The sequence below is a fragment of the Pseudofrankia coriaricola genome (genome assembly GCF_032027725.1).
Lineage (GTDB): Bacteria > Actinomycetota > Actinomycetes > Frankiales > Frankiaceae > Pseudofrankia.
In genome coordinates, this window is record NZ_JASNFO010000147.1 from 1 (window position 1) to 16,972 (window position 16,972).

The 16,972-nt window shown below is 70.0% G+C and carries 9 protein-coding genes and 1 pseudogene; 2 read left to right on the forward strand and 8 right to left on the reverse strand.

The genetic code is table 11. The features are described 5' to 3' along the window. Positions 1 to 84 precede the first annotated feature (84 nt). Positions 85 to 1,485, reverse strand: a complete 1,401-nt coding sequence (locus QOZ89_RS45275) for a hypothetical protein (protein WP_312630234.1) — start codon at positions 1,483 to 1,485, stop codon at positions 85 to 87. 186 nt (positions 1,486 to 1,671) lie between these two features. Between QOZ89_RS45275 and QOZ89_RS45280 the strand changes: the two genes are divergently transcribed. Beyond that, positions 1,672 to 2,784 carry a hypothetical protein gene (locus tag QOZ89_RS45280; protein WP_312630235.1) on the forward strand — a complete coding sequence of 371 codons (1,113 nt, stop codon included), beginning with the start codon at positions 1,672 to 1,674 and terminating at the stop codon, positions 2,782 to 2,784. Between the two features lie 10 nt (positions 2,785 to 2,794). On the opposite strand, the gene QOZ89_RS45285 is transcribed toward QOZ89_RS45280, so the two are convergent. The 5 genes from QOZ89_RS45285 to QOZ89_RS45305 all read right to left on the reverse strand — a co-directional run bounded on the left by QOZ89_RS45285 (position 2,795) and on the right by QOZ89_RS45305 (position 14,858). Further along, positions 2,795 to 5,251 (reverse strand): ATP-binding protein, encoded by a 2,457-nt coding sequence (locus QOZ89_RS45285; protein WP_312630236.1) that lies wholly within the window; start codon positions 5,249 to 5,251, stop codon positions 2,795 to 2,797. Next, positions 5,248 to 8,619: a hypothetical protein gene (locus QOZ89_RS45290; RefSeq protein ID WP_312630237.1), complete on the reverse strand. Its 3,372-nt coding sequence runs from the start codon at positions 8,617 to 8,619 to the stop codon at positions 5,248 to 5,250. Before QOZ89_RS45290 ends, QOZ89_RS45285 begins: the two co-directional genes overlap by 4 nt. Beyond that, on the reverse strand, positions 8,616 to 12,386 hold the full coding sequence (locus QOZ89_RS45295; RefSeq protein WP_312630238.1) for an AAA domain-containing protein: 3,771 nt from the start codon (positions 12,384 to 12,386) through the stop codon (positions 8,616 to 8,618). The genes QOZ89_RS45290 and QOZ89_RS45295 overlap by 4 nt, the downstream gene beginning before the upstream one ends. Before the next feature lie 741 nt (positions 12,387 to 13,127). After that, a complete protein-coding gene (locus QOZ89_RS45300; RefSeq protein WP_397428964.1) occupies positions 13,128 to 13,907 on the reverse strand; it encodes a hypothetical protein in 780 nt (259 codons plus the stop codon). 393 nt (positions 13,908 to 14,300) lie between these two features. Next, entirely contained in the window at positions 14,301 to 14,858 is a 558-nt protein-coding gene (locus QOZ89_RS45305; protein ID WP_083418955.1) for a helix-turn-helix domain-containing protein, read from the reverse strand. Between the two features lie 515 nt (positions 14,859 to 15,373). Here QOZ89_RS45305 and QOZ89_RS45310 point away from each other — a divergent pair. After that, positions 15,374 to 15,790, forward strand: a complete 417-nt coding sequence (locus tag QOZ89_RS45310) for a hypothetical protein (protein WP_131804067.1) — start codon at positions 15,374 to 15,376, stop codon at positions 15,788 to 15,790. Positions 15,791 to 15,887: 97 nt separating this feature from the next. Here QOZ89_RS45310 and QOZ89_RS45315 read toward each other — a convergent pair whose 3' ends face one another. After that, on the reverse strand, positions 15,888 to 16,199 hold the full coding sequence (locus tag QOZ89_RS45315) for a hypothetical protein (protein WP_312630239.1): 312 nt from the start codon (positions 16,197 to 16,199) through the stop codon (positions 15,888 to 15,890). A 485-nt stretch (positions 16,200 to 16,684) separates the two neighbouring features. Next, positions 16,685 to 16,972, reverse strand: a pseudogene (locus QOZ89_RS45320) (IS1634 family transposase); the annotation flags it as partial.

Sequence of the window (16,972 nt, forward strand, 5' to 3'; positions counted from 1 at the left end):
CGGGCGGGCCGCCCCCCCCGGGGGGGGCGGGCGCCGCCGCCGCCGGCCCCCCCCCCCCCCCCCCCCCCCCGCCCGCGTGGGTCGTCAGCCAGCCGCGGCCAGGCCGTCGCCGTTCTCCTCGCGCGGCGACTCGTCCAGCAGCTCGGCGTCCACCTCGGGGAGGTCCCGGACGAGGACCTTGTTCGCCCGAGGATCGACTTTCACGACCTCCACGGCGATCTCCTCGCCCATCTCCACGAATCCACCCGCGAGGTCGTCGCGGAGGTCCTCCGTCATCGCCGTCTGGTGCAGCATCACCGGCCGCGCGAGCCCGTCGACCCGAAGCAGGATGAACCCGCCCGAGCCGTCCTGTTCCTGCACCGCGCGGACGACCTCACCCCGCAGGGTGGCCCCGACGGCCGGCAGCGAGGGCGTGTCCCGCGGTGTCGCCGCGCGGGCGGCCGGCCGTCCCCTGGTCTGGGCCGCCTCCGCGGTTCTGCGGGCGGCCGGCCTGGTAGCCGTCGACCCGGGCTCGCGGTCGGGCACCACCTGCAGCACGCGGTCGAGGCGCAGCCCGATGCGCCGGCGCTCGGCGTCGAACGTGGTCACCGCAGCCTCGACGGCGTCACCGACGTTCACCTGCCGCCCGTTGAGCTTGTGCTCCGGCACGAGGCCGTTGACCCCGTGCGCCACGTGCACGAAGGCGCCGATCCCGGCGATGACGCTATCGACCTTGGAGCGAAACTCCGTCCCGGGCGGGAACTCGGCCTCGAGCGCCGGCCACGGGTTCAGCTGACCGGGAGCCAGGGTGTACCGGGCGTCGCCGGTCAGGTCGATCTCGAAGGAACCCGTTACGCGGGTCCCGACGGGGAACCGCTTCGCCATGTCGGGGATGATCCGCCGCGGGTCGACGTCCCCGGCGTTCAGCACCACCCGGCGCCCGTCGTCGGTGCGGACCATGACGAAGTCCTTGTCGGCGATGACCACCTCGCCGGGCACCGGCGTCTCGGCGCCGACGTGCATCGGCACGATGATCATTTCGGTCGACTTCCGGGCGAGCGCGGCGGGCAGCTCCTTGCCGAGCTCCACCTTCAGGTGCTCGATCGACTGGTAGTCGCTGCCGTACTGGATATAGCGGAAGTGCCCGCGCACGTCCGACGGGATGTCCTCCGGGTCCTGGACCAGCGCGATGATCTGCTTGCCCAGCACCAGCGCCAGCGCGAGCTCGGCCGCGACGTTGGCCGACTGGCCGGTGAAGTCGACGATCACGATCTGGGCGATCTGCAGGCCGTGCCAGGCGGTGTCGGTCAGGTCACCCTTGCCGTAAACCTGGTCCGCACGGAGGACCGTGAGCCCGGCCGCGGCGCAGGCCGGAACGATGACGCTGGTGAAGAAGACGTCGAAGTCGAACGGCTGGCCGTTCCGGAGGGTCTTGATGCCGAACGGGGTCACGAAGAAGACGATCTTCGGCTCCGGTCGGCTGTCCCGCATCAGTTTGATCGTCACGGTGTCCGTCCTTGTCAGTAGGTAGCGGCTGAGCCGGTCTCGTCCCGGCTTGGCGCGACTTTCCAGGTCGGTGGCTGACATGGACAGCGGCATCGCCTGACATCGCGCTGACATCGCTACGCTGTGCGTCAGCAGGATGCGCGCGAGGCCTGGAGCGGCGGTCGGAATGGCAGCGGGGATGGCGGGATGGCGGCCGAGACGGACGGTTTGGAGACAGCGCATGACGTCTCGGCAGCCCTGTCGATCGACGTTCTCGGCCCCGCCCAACTGTGTGTCGACGGTGCGCCGGTCCCGCTGGGCCAGGTCCTGGCCCGGGTGCTTACCCTGCTCGCGCTTGGGCCACCGAAGGGGGTCCCGGTCCATTCGCTGGAGCGGGAGGCCTGGCCTGATGGGGGCGAAGGAAATCGAACGGACCGGCTGCACAAGGCCGTCAGCCGCCTCAAGGCGTTGGGCCTCGGGCCCCGCCTACGGCACGAAGATGGCCGCTACCGGCTGGATGTCAGCCCGGACCGGATAGACGCCCAGCGGTTGCTCGCGTGTGCCGAGTCCCTCGGCGGCCCGCGGCCACCGACGGATGAGGCGCTCGACGCGGCGCTCGCGCTCTGGCGCGGCGATCCCGCGGACGCGATGGGCCTGCGCGGCACCCAGGTCAGGCGGGTGCGCGACGCGCGGGCCGCGCTCCTGGCCGAGCGGGCGCGCCGCCGGAAGCCGCGTTTGCTCATCCTCGACGACCTAGTGGGCCACAGCATCGCGAAGATGTTCGGCGACTACCCGTGCACCGTGATGACCAGGCTCGAGGAGTTCTGGGAGGTCGTGGACGAGTGTGAGGACCTGTTCGACCTGATCCTGGTCGACCTGCACCTGAGCGAGGGCACCGGGGGTGCGGAGGGCCTCGCGGTGCTCCAGGCGTTGCGGCGCTCGAAGGTAGCCGCGATATTGATGACCCACCGGCCGCGGGAGGGCGAGCCCGAAGCCGTGGTGCGCCGCCACAACCTGCTCGCGTTCTACGTCAAGGCGGGGAACACGGCGGGCACCGACTTCTCCAACCTGCGCGCGCTCGTCGACGACCTGGTCAGCTCTGACCCGAACGAGATACTCCTGCCGCGCTTCGACGAGGAGCTTGCCCGCCGCGAGCGTAAGGCCACCAAGCTGCTCAAGCTATCCGGCGGAAGTGAGATGAGCCAGCGCAGAATGCGTCAACGCGTCGACGAGATCCGCACGATGATCCGACAGCAGGCGCCGGTGGGTGACATTCGGGGCGCGATGGCGGACTTCAACGACGAGTGGCTGCCCGAGTAGGCCGCCTGGGTCAGCTGCGCGCCGCGGCACCGCCAGGCATCGCGAGGCTCAGCCGTACGTGGCCGCCGCCGAGCTCGGGTGCCGCGCTGGGCAGCACCTCCAAGTCGCCGTCGAGCAGGGCGAGCAGCACCTTCGCGCCCATGATCCCCTCGCCGTCGCCGTCGTGATGCGCGGACGCGGGAGCCTGCCCGCGCGCCATCCGCTTGAGCACGGCGGCCGGAAATCCGGGGCCGTTGTCCAGGACGTCCACGATCGCCCGGCTCCCACCGTCGGCCAGCGAGATGCCGACGCTGACCGTGCCCGCTCCAGGGGCGCGATGCTCCCTGGCCGCGCGCTCGGCATTGCCGATGATGTTCCGCAGCGCGATCTCGAGCGCCATGCTGCTGCCCACGACGCTGACCGGCTCACCGGGCAGCACAATGATGTCCACATGGTCGCCGTACTTCGCCAACCACGCCGCGGCGGCTCGGCAAGCCTGCCGTAGGTCGATCTCCACGCGTTCGTTACGCCACGCGTCGACTCGTTGCCTGTCCTCGCGTCGCCTGCGGTCCTCGCGGATGAGTGCCGCAGGTGCGCCCTGCGCCAGCTCCAGCGCCGCTTCGGCGCGGTCGGCGCGGTCCCGCTCGTCGTGTAGCCGGATCTCCGCCAGCTTCTGGTGGAACTGGGCCTCCTGAAGCGCGGCCGCCGTGTCGCCGAGGTGGTCGGGCGTGCGGTCGTCGAGATCGCGAGCCAGCCGCCGCAGCGCGTCCTTGGCGACCTCGTGCGGCTGCGCGAGCCGTAGCAAATGGGTTATTCCGCAGTCGCACAGCACGAGCTGGCCGGTGCCGTCGTCCACGAGATGCCCGGCGTCCCGTAGCCGTGCCGTAACCTCCTCGATGTCGACGAGGCGCTCAATGGGCGCCGTGAGCCGGGCGTCGGCCGCGATGGTGTCGAGCGCCGAGCGCAGGTCGTCGGCGGACGCGAAGAACACAGCGGCGAACAGCGCCGCGGCGGCGGCGTCGCCGAGCTCCGCGATCAGCGCCGCCCGCAGGTTGTCCTGGTAGCGCGCGGACGTCCGCAGCTCCACGAAGGTCGCGGGCTCCAGCCGTGCGTGGCCGTGGTCCCGCGCCAGGCCGACGAGGTGGTGCAGGGTCTGGACCAGCGGCACCGGATGAGCCCCGGACTCGTAGAGCACGGTGTCGACGGAGACCCCATCCGGGGTCATCCCGAAGACGTGCAGCAGCCACCAGACCTGGTTGCGCAGCTGCGCGCGGGGCGTGCCGGCGAAGGCGTCGGTGGTGACGACCTCCGTCACGGCCCGCTGCTGGCAGATGGTCCTGATCAGGCCGATTCGACGCGACGTCGCCGTGCGCGGGCGCCCCGACCGCGCCTTCTCGGACCGCAGCAGGCCGAGCAGGTCGCCAAGAGTAATCATGATCGTGCGTTGCCGCGGCTCCGCTTGGATCCGGGGCACCAGCCACACGCCAGCGGCCGGCTCCGCCGGTGGTGCCGCACCGATCCGGACGCGCAGGCCCTCGCCCCGGCCCACGAAGCTGAGCGGCGGCAGCCGGAACTCGTCGGGAATCATAAGCGTGGCCAGGTGGTCGCCGTTGTCCAGCGCGTGCAGAGGCGGGGCGACCCCCTCCACACCGATCAGCTGGTGGACGGCCGTCGCGAGCAGGGCGTGCGCCTGGTCGGCTGGCCCTTCCTCGATCGCCCGCATCGCCTCGACCAGGGTCTGGCCCGCCTCGTCGACGATGTACTCACGCAGCCCGGGCGGCGGGAGGACACTCGCGTCGAACCAGTGGAGGATTTCGTCCATTGGGACGGCCCGCCAGGGCCAGGCCGCCGTCGACTCCTCCACCGGCAGCGGCGCGGGGGTGCCGGGCCCGTCGTCGAAGACCTGTCGCGCGGCCCGGATCTCCCGGACGGCGAGCAGGGCGGCGACCTGATCCGCCCAGGCGAGGGCGGCATTGGACGGCTCGTCGCCGAGCGCCTCCCGCAGCCGCCGGCCGATGTCGTCGGTCTCCACCTGCTCGGCGCGTTCGATCTGTCTCTCGAGCGTGACGAGGAGCTCCTCGCCGTCGCGTCGCCTGGCTCGCGCGCGCGACTCGATCAGCCCGACGTCGACGGCGATCCCGTTGATCCGGTCGGCCCGGTCCCGAAAAACCCGGGCGCGCATCGTCAGCGCGTTCACGACGGTGGCCCGCTGCGCCTCGATCCGCCGCGCGAGCTCCTTCGCCGCCGACTTGGGGAGCAGGCCGGCGACCCGGTCGAGGGTCTCCTCCGCCGCGTCGAACTCGCCGGCGTCCACGAACCGTGCGACGGCTTCCGCCGGCTGCCACCGGTCGGCGAGGCCGCGGGCCAGCATCCGCGCCCGCTGCCGCGGGCCGACCAGCTCGGCCGATCGATCTTCGACGGCCAACTCGGGAAACCGCCACACGTCGGCGATGGCGGGAAGGTCCTCCTGGGCTGCGGAGTCCGTCACGACGATGCCATCCCCATCAGCTCCCGCAGGTCCGCCAGCGCCACGTCCGCCAGCGTGCGCTCGGGCGCATCGAGGCCGGCTAGCGCCGCGTGGGCGTCCGGCATGGCGGCGCGCAGGGATGTGGCGGTGGTCCGGGCGGCGCCGAGCATGTCGTCGAAGACCTTCGACGCCCCGGCGCCAGCCTCGTCCAACTCGGCCACGGCGCGGGCGGCGTCGACGATGGCGGCTACCCGGTTGACGAACGGCGGCCGTAGGTGGCCCTCAATGAGCTTGGTGCTGCCGGCGTCCCGTGTCGCCGCGTCCACCCAGCCGCCGACGTCCGCCAGCCTGGGATCCTCCAGCCAGGTGACCAACGCGACCCGGTCCTTGCTGCGGGCCGCTTCGGTCAGCAGGCTCAGCGGGCCATCGGCGCGCAGCAGGAACCGCTGCGTCCCGGTCCCCACCGTGAACGGCGGTGAGAACCGGTCGAACGCCTCCAATGCGCGATCGAGATCCCGCCACCGGTCGGCGGAGTCGGCCTCCCTGAGCCGGCGTGCCTCGGTGCTGCGCAGACCGTCGACCGGCAGTGGCCGCCTGGTGTCCTCCCACCAGCGGAGCGCCACCGTGCCGAGCGTTGTCCACGGCGACCGTGAGCGAGGAAGCGCGATCGCCACGGCGTCAGCGAGGTCCTCGGACCCGGTCGCGAGGAGTCCGTGCACCGCGACGGTCAGCAGCACGGCCCATTCGGTGTCCGTCAGATGGTCGCGTAGCACCGCGTCGCTGAGCTCCGCGGCGAGCCTGGGCGTCCCGCGCCAGGCGGCGACGTCGACGAGTACCCGCCGCGGCCGGGTCCAGGACTCCCCGGCCGAGCCGTGGCCATCGCCGTCGCGTGTCGTCGAGTCCGCGACGAGGCGCTCCAAGGCGGCTGCCACGGTGAAGTCGCCCGCTTCGAACCGCCGTTGCAGCAGCCACCTCCACCAGCGGTCGACGGCGGGTCCGGTCGCGTCGCCATGCCCGAGCACGGCCGCCACCGCGGGCTCGACGACGGCCGGCGCCGCGCCGCACGCGCTCAGCGCGTCCAACACCTTGAACGCCGCGGGGCCAGTGCCAATCAGCTTTGCCAGCTCGGCGCCTCTCATCGGCTCCGCGGTCGGGGCGAGCCGTGCCAGCACCTCCTGCGCGGTCGACAGGGCTCGCCGCTCCGCGGCGGCGGCCCGACTGCCGGCGACCGGCCGCTGCGCGGTCACGCCGAAGGAGGTCGACAGCTGCCAGGCGAACTCGGCACCGTGGATCCACACCCCTGCCTCGGAGCGCGCCCGGCGGCGCCCGCGCCCGCTGTAGTACCCGGCGAAGGCGAGGAAGTTGAAGCTGGTTACCACCGCCTCGTCGTCGGCCACGAGCACGCCAGCGTGGATGTTCTCCTCCCGCACCGACAGCCCCCCGGCGGCACCCGGACGGGTCGCCAGCTCCACGAGGCGCCTCGCCGCCCGCCGGTCATCCTCACGCCGCGCTCGCCGATAGATCAGGGTGACGTTGACGCCCCGCGCGACGCAGGCGTCGAGGGTGTCGACAAACGCCTGGTCGATCACGTCCGTGGCGAGCTCCTCGGAGACGATCACCAATGTCCGCTGCGCGGTGCGCATCGCGCTCCAGAGCAGATCCCAGTGCTCGCCGTCGCGGATGAGGCGAACCGAGGGCTGGTCGTGTACGGCCGCGGCGGCGAGCTCCTCGACCCGGCCGCGCCACGCGGCCGCCCACACGACCGCGGCGGCGTCGTCAGCCGGCGCGTCGCTGGCCGCGGAGGTGAGCGATGGGTCATCCGTGTCGATGGGCGTAGGCGCCCCACCTCGCTCCTTGCCTCGGCTGGACATGTCCGCTTCGGCCGCCGCCGGTGGGGCACCGCCGGGCGTGGCGGGAGAGGCGGGAGTGGCCGCGAGCGTCCCGAACGAGGCTGTGTCGGTGACGATGGCTTGGGCCACCGCGTAGTCGGGCATGTTGTCGCGCGCCCATCGCAACATGTCGTCGATCGCCGGGTTCCGTCGGCCGGGCAGTGCCGTTACCCGAACACCGAGCCCCAGGCTGCTCGCCCGGTTCGGCTGCAGGAAGTTCAGGTTGGTCACGATCGCATACCGGTCGTCCGCCAAGGCGACCTTGGCGTTGACGACCGCCGACGATGGCGGGCTGACCAGCACGCGGGACGTTCCCGCCGCGGCACGGCGCAACGCGTTGAGCGCGTTGTCTATCGGCCGCGGGGCGTCCGCCACCGTTCGGCTGGCGCCGCGCAGCAGAACGACCTGCACTCCTCGCCGGGTCGCCTCCTCCAACGCCTCGACGTAGGTCTGGAGACCGTCGTAGGTGAGGCCTGGGCAGGCGAGGACGATCTGGATCCGAGCGTCGTGGATCAGCCGCAGAATCGCCGCCTCGTGCTCCGCCTTGCCCACGAGCAGGTCGACCAGCGCCTCCTGCTGCGCCAGCCCGTGCAGCCGTCGGACGATCCGCCTGCTTCCGGCGGCGATCTCGCGGTGACGTGCGGGCCGTGACTGCGGCGGTGTGCCGGGCAGCGTGTCCGCGAGCGCGGCAAGCGCGGCGAGGGCACTGGCCAGTGACTCCGGTTCCTGCGGCGGGCCGCCCGCGGCCGACATTAGCGCGCGGACGAATCCGCTCGCCGCATGGCTCTCGACCAGCCGGGTCAACCGCGCCTGCGCGAGCTCCTGATGGCGCCGGGACAGCGACTCCTCGGCCAGCCGCACGACGAGCTGGCTGTCCGGGTTGATGGCTACCCGGATCCCGATCGCCTGGAAGCGTCGCTCCGAACTCGGCATCGTCAGCGACGCCGGGGCGAGGTAGGCGCGGATCACCCGCTTGCGCCTAGCCGCGGTCGGTGCCGCCCCGGCCACCTCGTCGGCCTCGTTGAGCGTCTTCGTCACCGCATCCGCGAGCTCAGCGGGGTCGATGTCGGCGAGCTGGGCCTCGTCGCCGTGCTCGGGGAGCTCCAGCTGGGCCGTAGGCGCCCGTGTCAGGCCCCTCACCTGGCTGAGCCCGCCGGTAAGCGCGTTGAGCATCATCGGGCGCTGTTCGTCGGCGGTCTCCGCGCCGGGCAGGGTATGCAGCTCGTCCGCCGTGACCAGCCGGCCGATCTCCGGGGGAATCGACACCCGCTCGTCGAGGAAGTCGACGCCAACGTGACCAGCTCGCCACAGGTCGCCGAGAAGGTCGACCATCATGCGCGGCGTGGTGCCCAGCACGGCCGCGAGACCGGAGACCGTCTCGACGCCGGCGTGCGCCGCCTTCAGGACGTGCTGCTCGAGGGGCGACAGCGAGTTGCCGGCGCCGATCGTGACCCGGACCTCGAAGATCCGGCACGGGACGTAGATGACGACGTCGTTCACGCGACCACCGTCGCCGCCGGCCGCCGGATCCCGTAATGCGACACCGTAGCGGTGACCGTTTCCCAGAACGGGACGCCACTGCCGGCAAAGTGCTCGTAACTGCCGACCATGACGAGCACGTCGCGCGCTCGGCTCAGCATCACGTTCACCCGGGCGGGGTCCGCCAGGTGCCCGATGTTGCCGAGCGGCCGATCCCACGGCACCCGCGCGGTGTCCCGGACGAGCGAGACGATGACCAGGTCCGCCTCCTGGCCCTGGAAAGCGTCGACGGTCTTGACCACGCCGCTGAGCTCCTGTCCGGCTCGGCCGATCGCGTCGACCTGGCGTCGGTAGGGCGTCAGGATCGCTAGGCCGGTCCTGCTCTCCTTCTCGTGTCGTGCGGTGAGCCGCGGGTACGGGCGCAGGGAGCGGGCCAGCCGGGTCACCACGTCCGCCTCGTACCGGTTGAACCAGTACCCCTCGTCCTGGTGCATCCCGCTGGTGTCCACCCAGACCAGCGCGCGCTCGCGGAGCCACTCCGGGAACTCGACGGCGCTGCCCTCCTCTGCCCGCCGTGTGAGAAGAAGACCCGCGGGAATGTCGGCCGGGCCGGGTGGGCTCGGGTCCTGTTTCGGGGCGGCCGGCCTCGGCCAGGCGGTTGTTCCGGATGTCGGGGCCGGGACGGCGAGGGCGGCCGGCGAGGGCGGAGCAAGCAGCGCCGCTGGGACCGCCGGTGCCTCGAGCACCGGGTAAAAGGAGCGGCTGACCACCTGCGAGATCGGGTCACGCATCCGGCGTTGCTCGTGCAGCATGCGGACCGGGCCGGAAGCCTGCCCTGGACCAGCCGGAGCAGCCTGGCCGATCATGGTTCCGAACAGCTGGAAGACCTCGAGATACTGCTTCCTGAAGGCGAAATGTTCGGCGATGGACGGTTCCGGGTCGTCCGCGCAGGTGTTGAGGAAGCGCTCCACCTCGGCCGCGCCGTAGGCGCCGATCTGCTGGTGGTCACCGATCATCGTCCAGCGCAGCCCACGCACCAGCGGCATCGCGAGCTCCGTCGGCCACGCCTTGGCCGCCTCCTCGACGATCACCCAATCGAACGGCTCGCGGGCTCCGTTGTCGACGAGCTTCGCCTGGGTGGCCGCCGCGCACGTGACGAGCACGATGTTCGCCCCGCGCCGCAGCCGTTCGCCGAGCTCGATCTCGCTGCCGTCGAGCTCGCCGAGCCACGACTCGGCGACCTCGCGTACCTGCGGTCCGTCGACCAGCGAGTTCAACCGGGCGCGTACCCGTCGCCGGATCGTGTGGCGCATCCGGACCGCGGTCTCGCCTGGGCTGAACTTGCGGAGCCGCTCGTCGACTCGATCCTCGGCGCGGTCGGTGTAGATCCGGATCGCCATGAGGTCGGCGTCCTGCGGGCGGCCCTGCTCGTCCAGCAACCCGAGCTTCGTGAGGATCCGGGCGGCCAGGTTGTCCAGGGCGTAGTGCGACTGGGCCGAGACGAGGATTCGCGCGCTCGGGTCGGCCCGCAGGCAGGCCTGCACCGCCTGCGAGCTGATCTCGGTCTTGCCGGTCCCCGGCGGCCCCTGCAGCGCGAACATCGGCTGGTGGCAGAGCATGTCGACCACGACGGCGGCGCCCTCGCCCTTGAGCCGGCCCGCCGCGCCGCGCCAGCGGCTCGCGTCGCCGCGGATACTGACGGGATCGAGGAGGCGGTTGACGAGGACGCGGTTGCGGACCAACTCGTCGCGGGCATCCTGCTGCCGGTACAGCGCGATCCGGGTTCCGTCGTCGTCCTGTGGGCTGAGTAGGCCCTTTTCTGGCACAGCGGCGCCGGCCACAGCCGTGACCACCACCGTGTCCTCACCCAGATGACGCACGAACCGGAAGCTACCGGGCTTGGTGTCGGTTCCCCGGTCGTCGTTGCGGATGCGCAGGTATGACAGCGACGCTTCGTCACCCTGCGAGACGTCCGCGAAGAAATGGCCGAACGCCGGCCGGGCGATGCTGTCACCGAGCAGCTTGGCGGACAACGGCGGCAGGCGGTCCCGGCGTTCGCGATCCCGCTTCCGGTCCCAGTGCAGGACGACCTCGGCGGCGTTCGGCGGCGAGGCGGGGTCGCGCTGGAACGCATACGTGCGGGCCGCCAGCTGCGCCGTCTGATATTCGAGCAGCCAGTCCAGCGCTCGCTGGAATCCGCGTTCCCTGGGACTCGGTCCGGCCGGTTCCCGCACCGTCTCGAACAGCCGTTTCCAGTCGGGCCGGTCGCGGCGCAGCTGGTTCAGGACCTGGGGCGCGATCTCGTCCGATTCGACGTGCACCGAGGCGATTCTGCGCCGCAGGCGGACGTCCTCGAGCTTGCGCAGCCGATCGCGCTCGGGCCTCGCGAGCCGCTCCCGCAGCGCCACGTACCCGATCACGTAGACGTCGGTCAGGAGCTCGCCCGTGCGCTGGAACTTGGCCCGCTGCTCATAGGGGCGGCAGAACCAGGCGGCCCGCGGACCGATCAGCACCCATCTCGCCTGCCTGAGCTTCTCCGGCGCGGTGCCACGCCAGTTTCGCAGATACGGCTCCGCCCCATCGGGGCTCTCCACGACGAGGGCGCCACGCGTATCCTGCTCGATAACTTCGGCAATCTTGCGCGGATCTGTGTCCGTGGGGTCGATCAGGCCCCACTCAGCGAGCCTGTCACGGGTGTCCGCGAGGTAGAGCAGGAGATGGGGCGGGGAATCCGCGCCCGGGGCGCCTTCGAGCAGCGTGACGATGCCGTCGTGGTTACGGCTGAGGCGCTCGAGAACCTGCGCCGACGTGGGGCGGCCGCGCGGATCCGGGTCGAGCATGTCGTCGAGCAGGGCGCCGAGCGCGGGCGGTATCGCGGGTGACGTCCGTACCTGAACGCGGACCTGTCGCTGGAACGCGAGAAGGTCGGTCAGCGTCGGCACCGCGCCGGCGTCGGGCGCGGTGGAGTCGAAGGTGCCGAGTAACCATTCAGCCGCGATCATGGCCAGGCCGAAAGTGTCGGCCTCCGCCGATCCCGGCCCGTCCGTCGGCGCGCGAGGCGTCTCCGGATCGGACCAGCCGAGCAGAAAGCGGGCCCGCTCGGGCGGCGTGTACCGCAGCGACCTCGCGTCCTGCGCCAGATAGAGGCCGCGAACGGTCTCGTGGCCCGACGAGTCCACGGTCGACGCCCGCAGGATGTTCGACAGCAGGGCGCTCATCTCGAACCGACTGATCCGGAGTGCCGGATGCCCGCCGTCGACATAGAACTGCAGCGTCCCAGGCCAGAGGTTGCGGTGCGCGATTCGCGCGTCGTGCAGGATCGCCAAGGCGTCGGCGAGCCGCCAGAGCTGGCCGAGCGCACGTACCGGATCGTTCTGCATCGCCGCGGTGAGATCGCCGATCTCGCTGGCCTCGATGTCCTCTTCGCTGAGCGTCCGGATGTAGGCGGCGCTGTGGCGAACGCCGACTTCGGTGGCGATCTTGTCGGCATCGAGGTGGCCGCCATCGAGAACTTCAGGAAGAGCGGGATGGCTAAGATTGGCGACCCGGAGGAGGACTTTTACTTCCTGATCCCATAGCCGCCCGCCGATCTCGCCTACATCGAGGAATATCTGGAGCGAGACCGCCCGGGACCCGGCGTCGAGCTGCCGGTAGCGGTAGAGCAGCCCAGGAAGAATCTCGGTGCCGTCGAGGTCGGTGCCCCCAGCCAGGGGGCTATAGCGTCGAACGCCCGCATCGTCGGTCATTAGGAAGGTGCTGACGATGGCATCGACGTCGCGAATCGACATTCGGCTCCCCGTGAACGCGCTTCCGGCGAAGGCCGGCCCCCGAGCGTTACGAACATCACGCTACCAGCACGCGGTTCGGCGCAGCACGGCGGCAGGCGGCGCACCCGCCGCGGCCGGGTGACCGGTTCTTGAGCGGTCGCTAGCGGGCCGGTCGACGAGCGGAGGAGACCGGTGACAAGGCTGTTACTGTGATCTTCGCGCCGGGTTACAGATGCTTCCCCAAAGGTTGATCATGGGTGGGGTGTGGAATTCCGTCTGCGGGTCGTCCTCCTCTCAGGGCTCCGGCAAAGTTGCCGGTTAGCAATTCAGCTTCATGATCGTGTTGCGAGGTCGTTCGGGTCGGCGGGCGTGGTGGCGTAGTCCGGCGGCGATGTTGGTGGTGCCGGCCAGACGCAGGATGGTTACGGCGTGTCAAGCGCCGGGTTTGGTGGAGACTGAGTTGTCACGCGCCCGCGAGTTGCCGGGCGTCCTGCTGGCCTGTCTGGCTGGCCGCCCAGGCGGCCTCGTGCTCGGTGGGTGGGACCAGGCCGATCTCGCCGTGTTCCGGCGGTGGTTGTACCAGTCGATGTACTCCGCGACCGGGACCACGAGATCGCAGTGGCCGGTCCAGGGCCCCTTGTTGCGGAACAGGGCGGTGCTCATCCGGCTCGATGTCCGGAAGCAGGGCCGGGTCGGCAATCGGCGTAGACATCCCTCGGCGACCCGTGCCCACCGACGCGGCGAGCACGGGACCACCGTCCGTTAGTTGGCGTCTTGCGGTTCTCCACCGGCAGGGCCGCTGGCGGCGTCGATCCGGGTATGGATGTCGCTACGTAGCTGCGTGACCAGTCCGCGTGCGGTCGGAGCGCCGACGTGCAGGCGCTTGCGCAGCGTCTCCGCGGAGATCGGCCGCTGGTGCTCCTGCCAGTGCAGCACGTCCTCGGCCCGAGCCCGATGCAGCAGATCCTGCTCCCGGGCCTTCCGATCCACCCGTCGCGACCCCTTCGTCGCGCCACGCACCCCGTCAGCGACCGGCCGACTCGGACTGCCTTCGCCTTCCACCTCAGTGGCTTCGGCCGACTCCGGGATCGGCGGTACGCCGTCTGGACCGACCGGCTGCATATCGTGGAGCAGGCCTGGTCCCACTTCAGCCCAGCCGATCAGCAGAAGTGGGCCGACGGCGTCGAACGCCGCCCTGCCCAGATTCCCAGCAACAACCGGCTCAGCGACGTTCAGCGCCAACGTCACCAGACTCGCGAACACCAACAGCCGACGCGCCGGCCGAATCTCCTCACGAGGCGCACCCCGCACCGCAAGCTCCCGAATCGCGATCAACAGACCCAGAACCGACAAATCCACCGCCGGCGCGACCAACGGCGCCACATAGCCCGGCACCCCCAACCGCAACCCCAGCAGCCACACGTTCCCGAACCCGAACAAAAACGTCAGACCCACCACCAAAGCCATGATCACAGTCACGGCAGTGAACGCCACGCCGCGCCCACGTGCGTCCGACGCCGGAACCGGCGATGATGCGCTCATCGCCCACCCCACCGAACCTCAAAACTGGCCTCCACGACCAGCTGCCCGACGGAAACACCCAGGTCAGCGCCTCCCCCTTCTACGAGGTTCCCCGCCGGGGGCACACGATCGGCTTTGCCTGTTCGCAACTCCTTCGGAGGTTGCTCCCAGGCTCCCGCGCGATGTTGCTCCGGGGCCGAGCCCCGGACCCCACGCCGAAAGTCGCGCGGATGCTGTACGAGCCTCCCCGGGGGCACCCACGAAAGTCCAGGTGGCAAGCGCGATTCTAGCGGTCGCCCGGTTGGCGGTCTAAATCTTGACCACCGTTTACCCACACTTGTGGTCAGCCCACCGGTTCCACCAGGGCAGCCACCGATAGCCCACAGAGCGCAACCTGCTGGCGGGCCGCCGCACCTAGCGCGCAGCGCCTCCAGCTCGACTGGCCCATGATCGGCGGGGAATGTAACTCCAAATGTAACCCTCGTGGTTACATTTGGACGTGCCACAGGACATGGACAACGGGTGCCATGGAGTGATCGTCGACCCTGCGGGTCGACGCGGCGGCGGATGCCTAGACGACGGACAGGGCGTGCGGGCGTGCGGCGTGTTCGGCCCGAACGGAGTCGGGGGTGCGTCCCTCCAGGTGCGGAAGGCCCGGTAGAAGGAGTTCGTGTCGTCGTAGGCGAGCAGGTAGGCGATCTTGGCGGTGCTGAGCGTGCTGTTCGTGAGGTAGTGGCGGGCGAGCTCCTCGCGAGTGCTGGTGAGCACGGTCTGGTAGCTGGTTCCCTCGGCCTGGAGCTGGCGTTGCAGGGTGCGGGGGCTGGTGGCGAGTTCGTGGGCCACCGCGGCCATGGCGCTGTCGCCAGCAGGAAGGATCTCGTGGAGCGCGGCGCGCACCCGGTCCGCCGTGCTGGCCGCCGCCTGGAGATCGGAGAGCCGCCGGCGCAGCTCGGGAGCGAAGAAGCGCCACATGGGCTCGTCCTCGGTGAGGAAAGGTCGCGTGGCGGTCGTCCCCGCACGCGCGGGGATCTTCCGCGTCGCGTGTGTGGCCACAGACCAGACCAGCGGTCGTCCCCGCACGCGCGGGATCTTCCCTTTCCACGGGGCGACGAGTCGGCAGACGTCAGGTCGAAGCGGGAGTCCGTCCCGGCTATCATTCCGAAGCACACGCGGCAGCCGCCGAACTGTACGAGGTCGCCGGCTGGCAGCTCATCGACGCCGCCCGACCCGATGACGTCGACCGGGCAAACAGCCGGGCACTGCACCACACCGCAGCAGCAGGTGATCGTAGCATGGAAATATTTGTTATCCAGAATGAGTCCATGCATATGTGCGAAACAGACAGGGCTACCGAGTCGCTTTACCTTGCACGCGGCGTACTGGAGCAGGAACTCTCGCCCCGCCTGTCCTCGTTGTTCCACCTGCGTGAGGCACGCGCACTCGCCCGGCGCGGGGAGAACGACGCAAAGCAAGTCTGACAGAAGGCCATGGCCGAGTTCGGCGACGGCCCCAGAGACACCGACCCATACTGGTCATGGTGGATAAACGATGAACAGATGCGTTGGCATGAAGCCGCTCTACTCGATGATCTGGGCGAGTATGAGGATGCGATCGACTCGTGGCAAGAATATCTTGCAACCCGATCGGACAATCTCTATTTGTCTCTTTCATTGGCCAACCTGGCCCGAGCCCAAGTGCATGCCAGCGCGTGGACCTACGCAGAGTCGACAGTGAGTGACCTTGTCGACTGCTCGGACGATATTCACTCAGGGCTCGCAATCGCCAGCATTTCCCAACTCGCCAACGACGTGAGGAGATCTCTGGCTGCGCCCAGATCACTCCGCGAGGCTACTCGTCTGCTTGCGTCGTTTGCGAAGCGGTTGGACGTCAACCTTGTGCGCTAGCTACAGCCCGCGTCCTCAGTCGTCAATTCATTTGCAGCAGGCGGCGAGGGTTTCAAGAATCTGGTCGGCAGACCAGCCAGGTCACGCGACTTCCAGATCAGCCGTCTTCCGAGTCAAGAAATTCGTCCAGTCTCGAAGGCCAGTCATCTTCCCCGAGGTCAGCCTCCATCAGCAGATCGCGCCAGTCCACCACCAAAAGTTCCAAGGCCTCGATCAGCCTGTCGATGTCCCCCCTGGATGCCACAATGACCGCACCCAGAATGCGTTCTCTGCCACGGGCGTCGCCGTTACGGTCGCCGTCGTCGCCGAGCGATATACGTTCCGCTTCATGGAGCATCGAAATTACGGCTTCCGAGTCCGCGGGAAAGTCTTTCCTAATCCTTCTTTCAAGCCGCGGACTGACGGGCATAGGGCCCTCCATTGTTCGGACGTGACGACATGCAGAGTTCTACCCTGCCGAGGGGAAGCATCATATCTTCGGGTCATGCGGTGCGGCGGCGGGCTGCGCGGAACGGTGGCGGCGGCCACCGTGGTCGACTGCTGGGCAGCGTCGCATTGGGGTCGGCGCGTTCGGCCAGTGCGATGGCGAGTGTCGTAATGACGTCGTCCTCGTAGGCGCGGGCGAATCGGTCGGCGCCGACGCCGTAGGGGCGGGCCGCGATGGCGCGGCGGGTGGTGAGGGTCGTTCGTGGTTTCCCGCCGATCGCGAGCAGTGTGCGGGCCGCGTGCCGTGGTTCGTCTGGGAGGGACTCCAGGGCCGCCAGAAGGAAGCCCGCGCCGACGCGGTCCGCGATGCCCAGCGCCGCCGCGCCGACGAGGTAGCGGCCGAGCCGGGGGTGTAGCGGCGGCGCTACACCCCCCGCTACTCCCCACGGCCCTCTGACCTGAGTTCGGTCATTTGGTTAGTGCCTTGCCCGTGAGGGCGTCGAGCAGGGTTCTCCGTTCGGGGTCGAGTTCGGGTGGGAAGGTCTGGGCGGCGCCGTTGATCGCGATGGTCGCGGAGCGGAGTGGGCGGAGCTGTCGGATGACGTTGCGGACCGCGAGGCCGGTGCGGTTCTGGATGGCGCGGGCGACGGCGAGCGCGGTGAACACGATGGTCAGGTGGGCTTCGATTGCGTCTTTGGTGCGTACGAACATGGGCCGGGCGGCGAGGTCGGTCTTGGACATCCGGAACGACTGCTC

Coding starts and splice junctions, on each gene's coding strand:
- QOZ89_RS45310 (WP_131804067.1), top strand. CDS start 15,374: ATGGCCGAGTTCGGCGACGGCCCCAGAGACACCGACCCATACTGGTCA.
- QOZ89_RS45280 (WP_312630235.1), top strand. CDS start 1,672: ATGGCGGCCGAGACGGACGGTTTGGAGACAGCGCATGACGTCTCGGCA.
- QOZ89_RS45295 (WP_312630238.1), bottom strand. CDS start 12,386: ATGTCGATTCGCGACGTCGATGCCATCGTCAGCACCTTCCTAATGACC.
- QOZ89_RS45305 (WP_083418955.1), bottom strand. CDS start 14,858: ATGTGGCGCTTCTTCGCTCCCGAGCTGCGCCGGCGGCTCTCCGATCTC.
- QOZ89_RS45300 (WP_397428964.1), bottom strand. CDS start 13,907: ATGAGCGCATCATCGCCGGTTCCGGCGTCGGACGCACGTGGGCGCGGC.
- QOZ89_RS45315 (WP_312630239.1), bottom strand. CDS start 16,199: ATGCCCGTCAGTCCGCGGCTTGAAAGAAGGATTAGGAAAGACTTTCCC.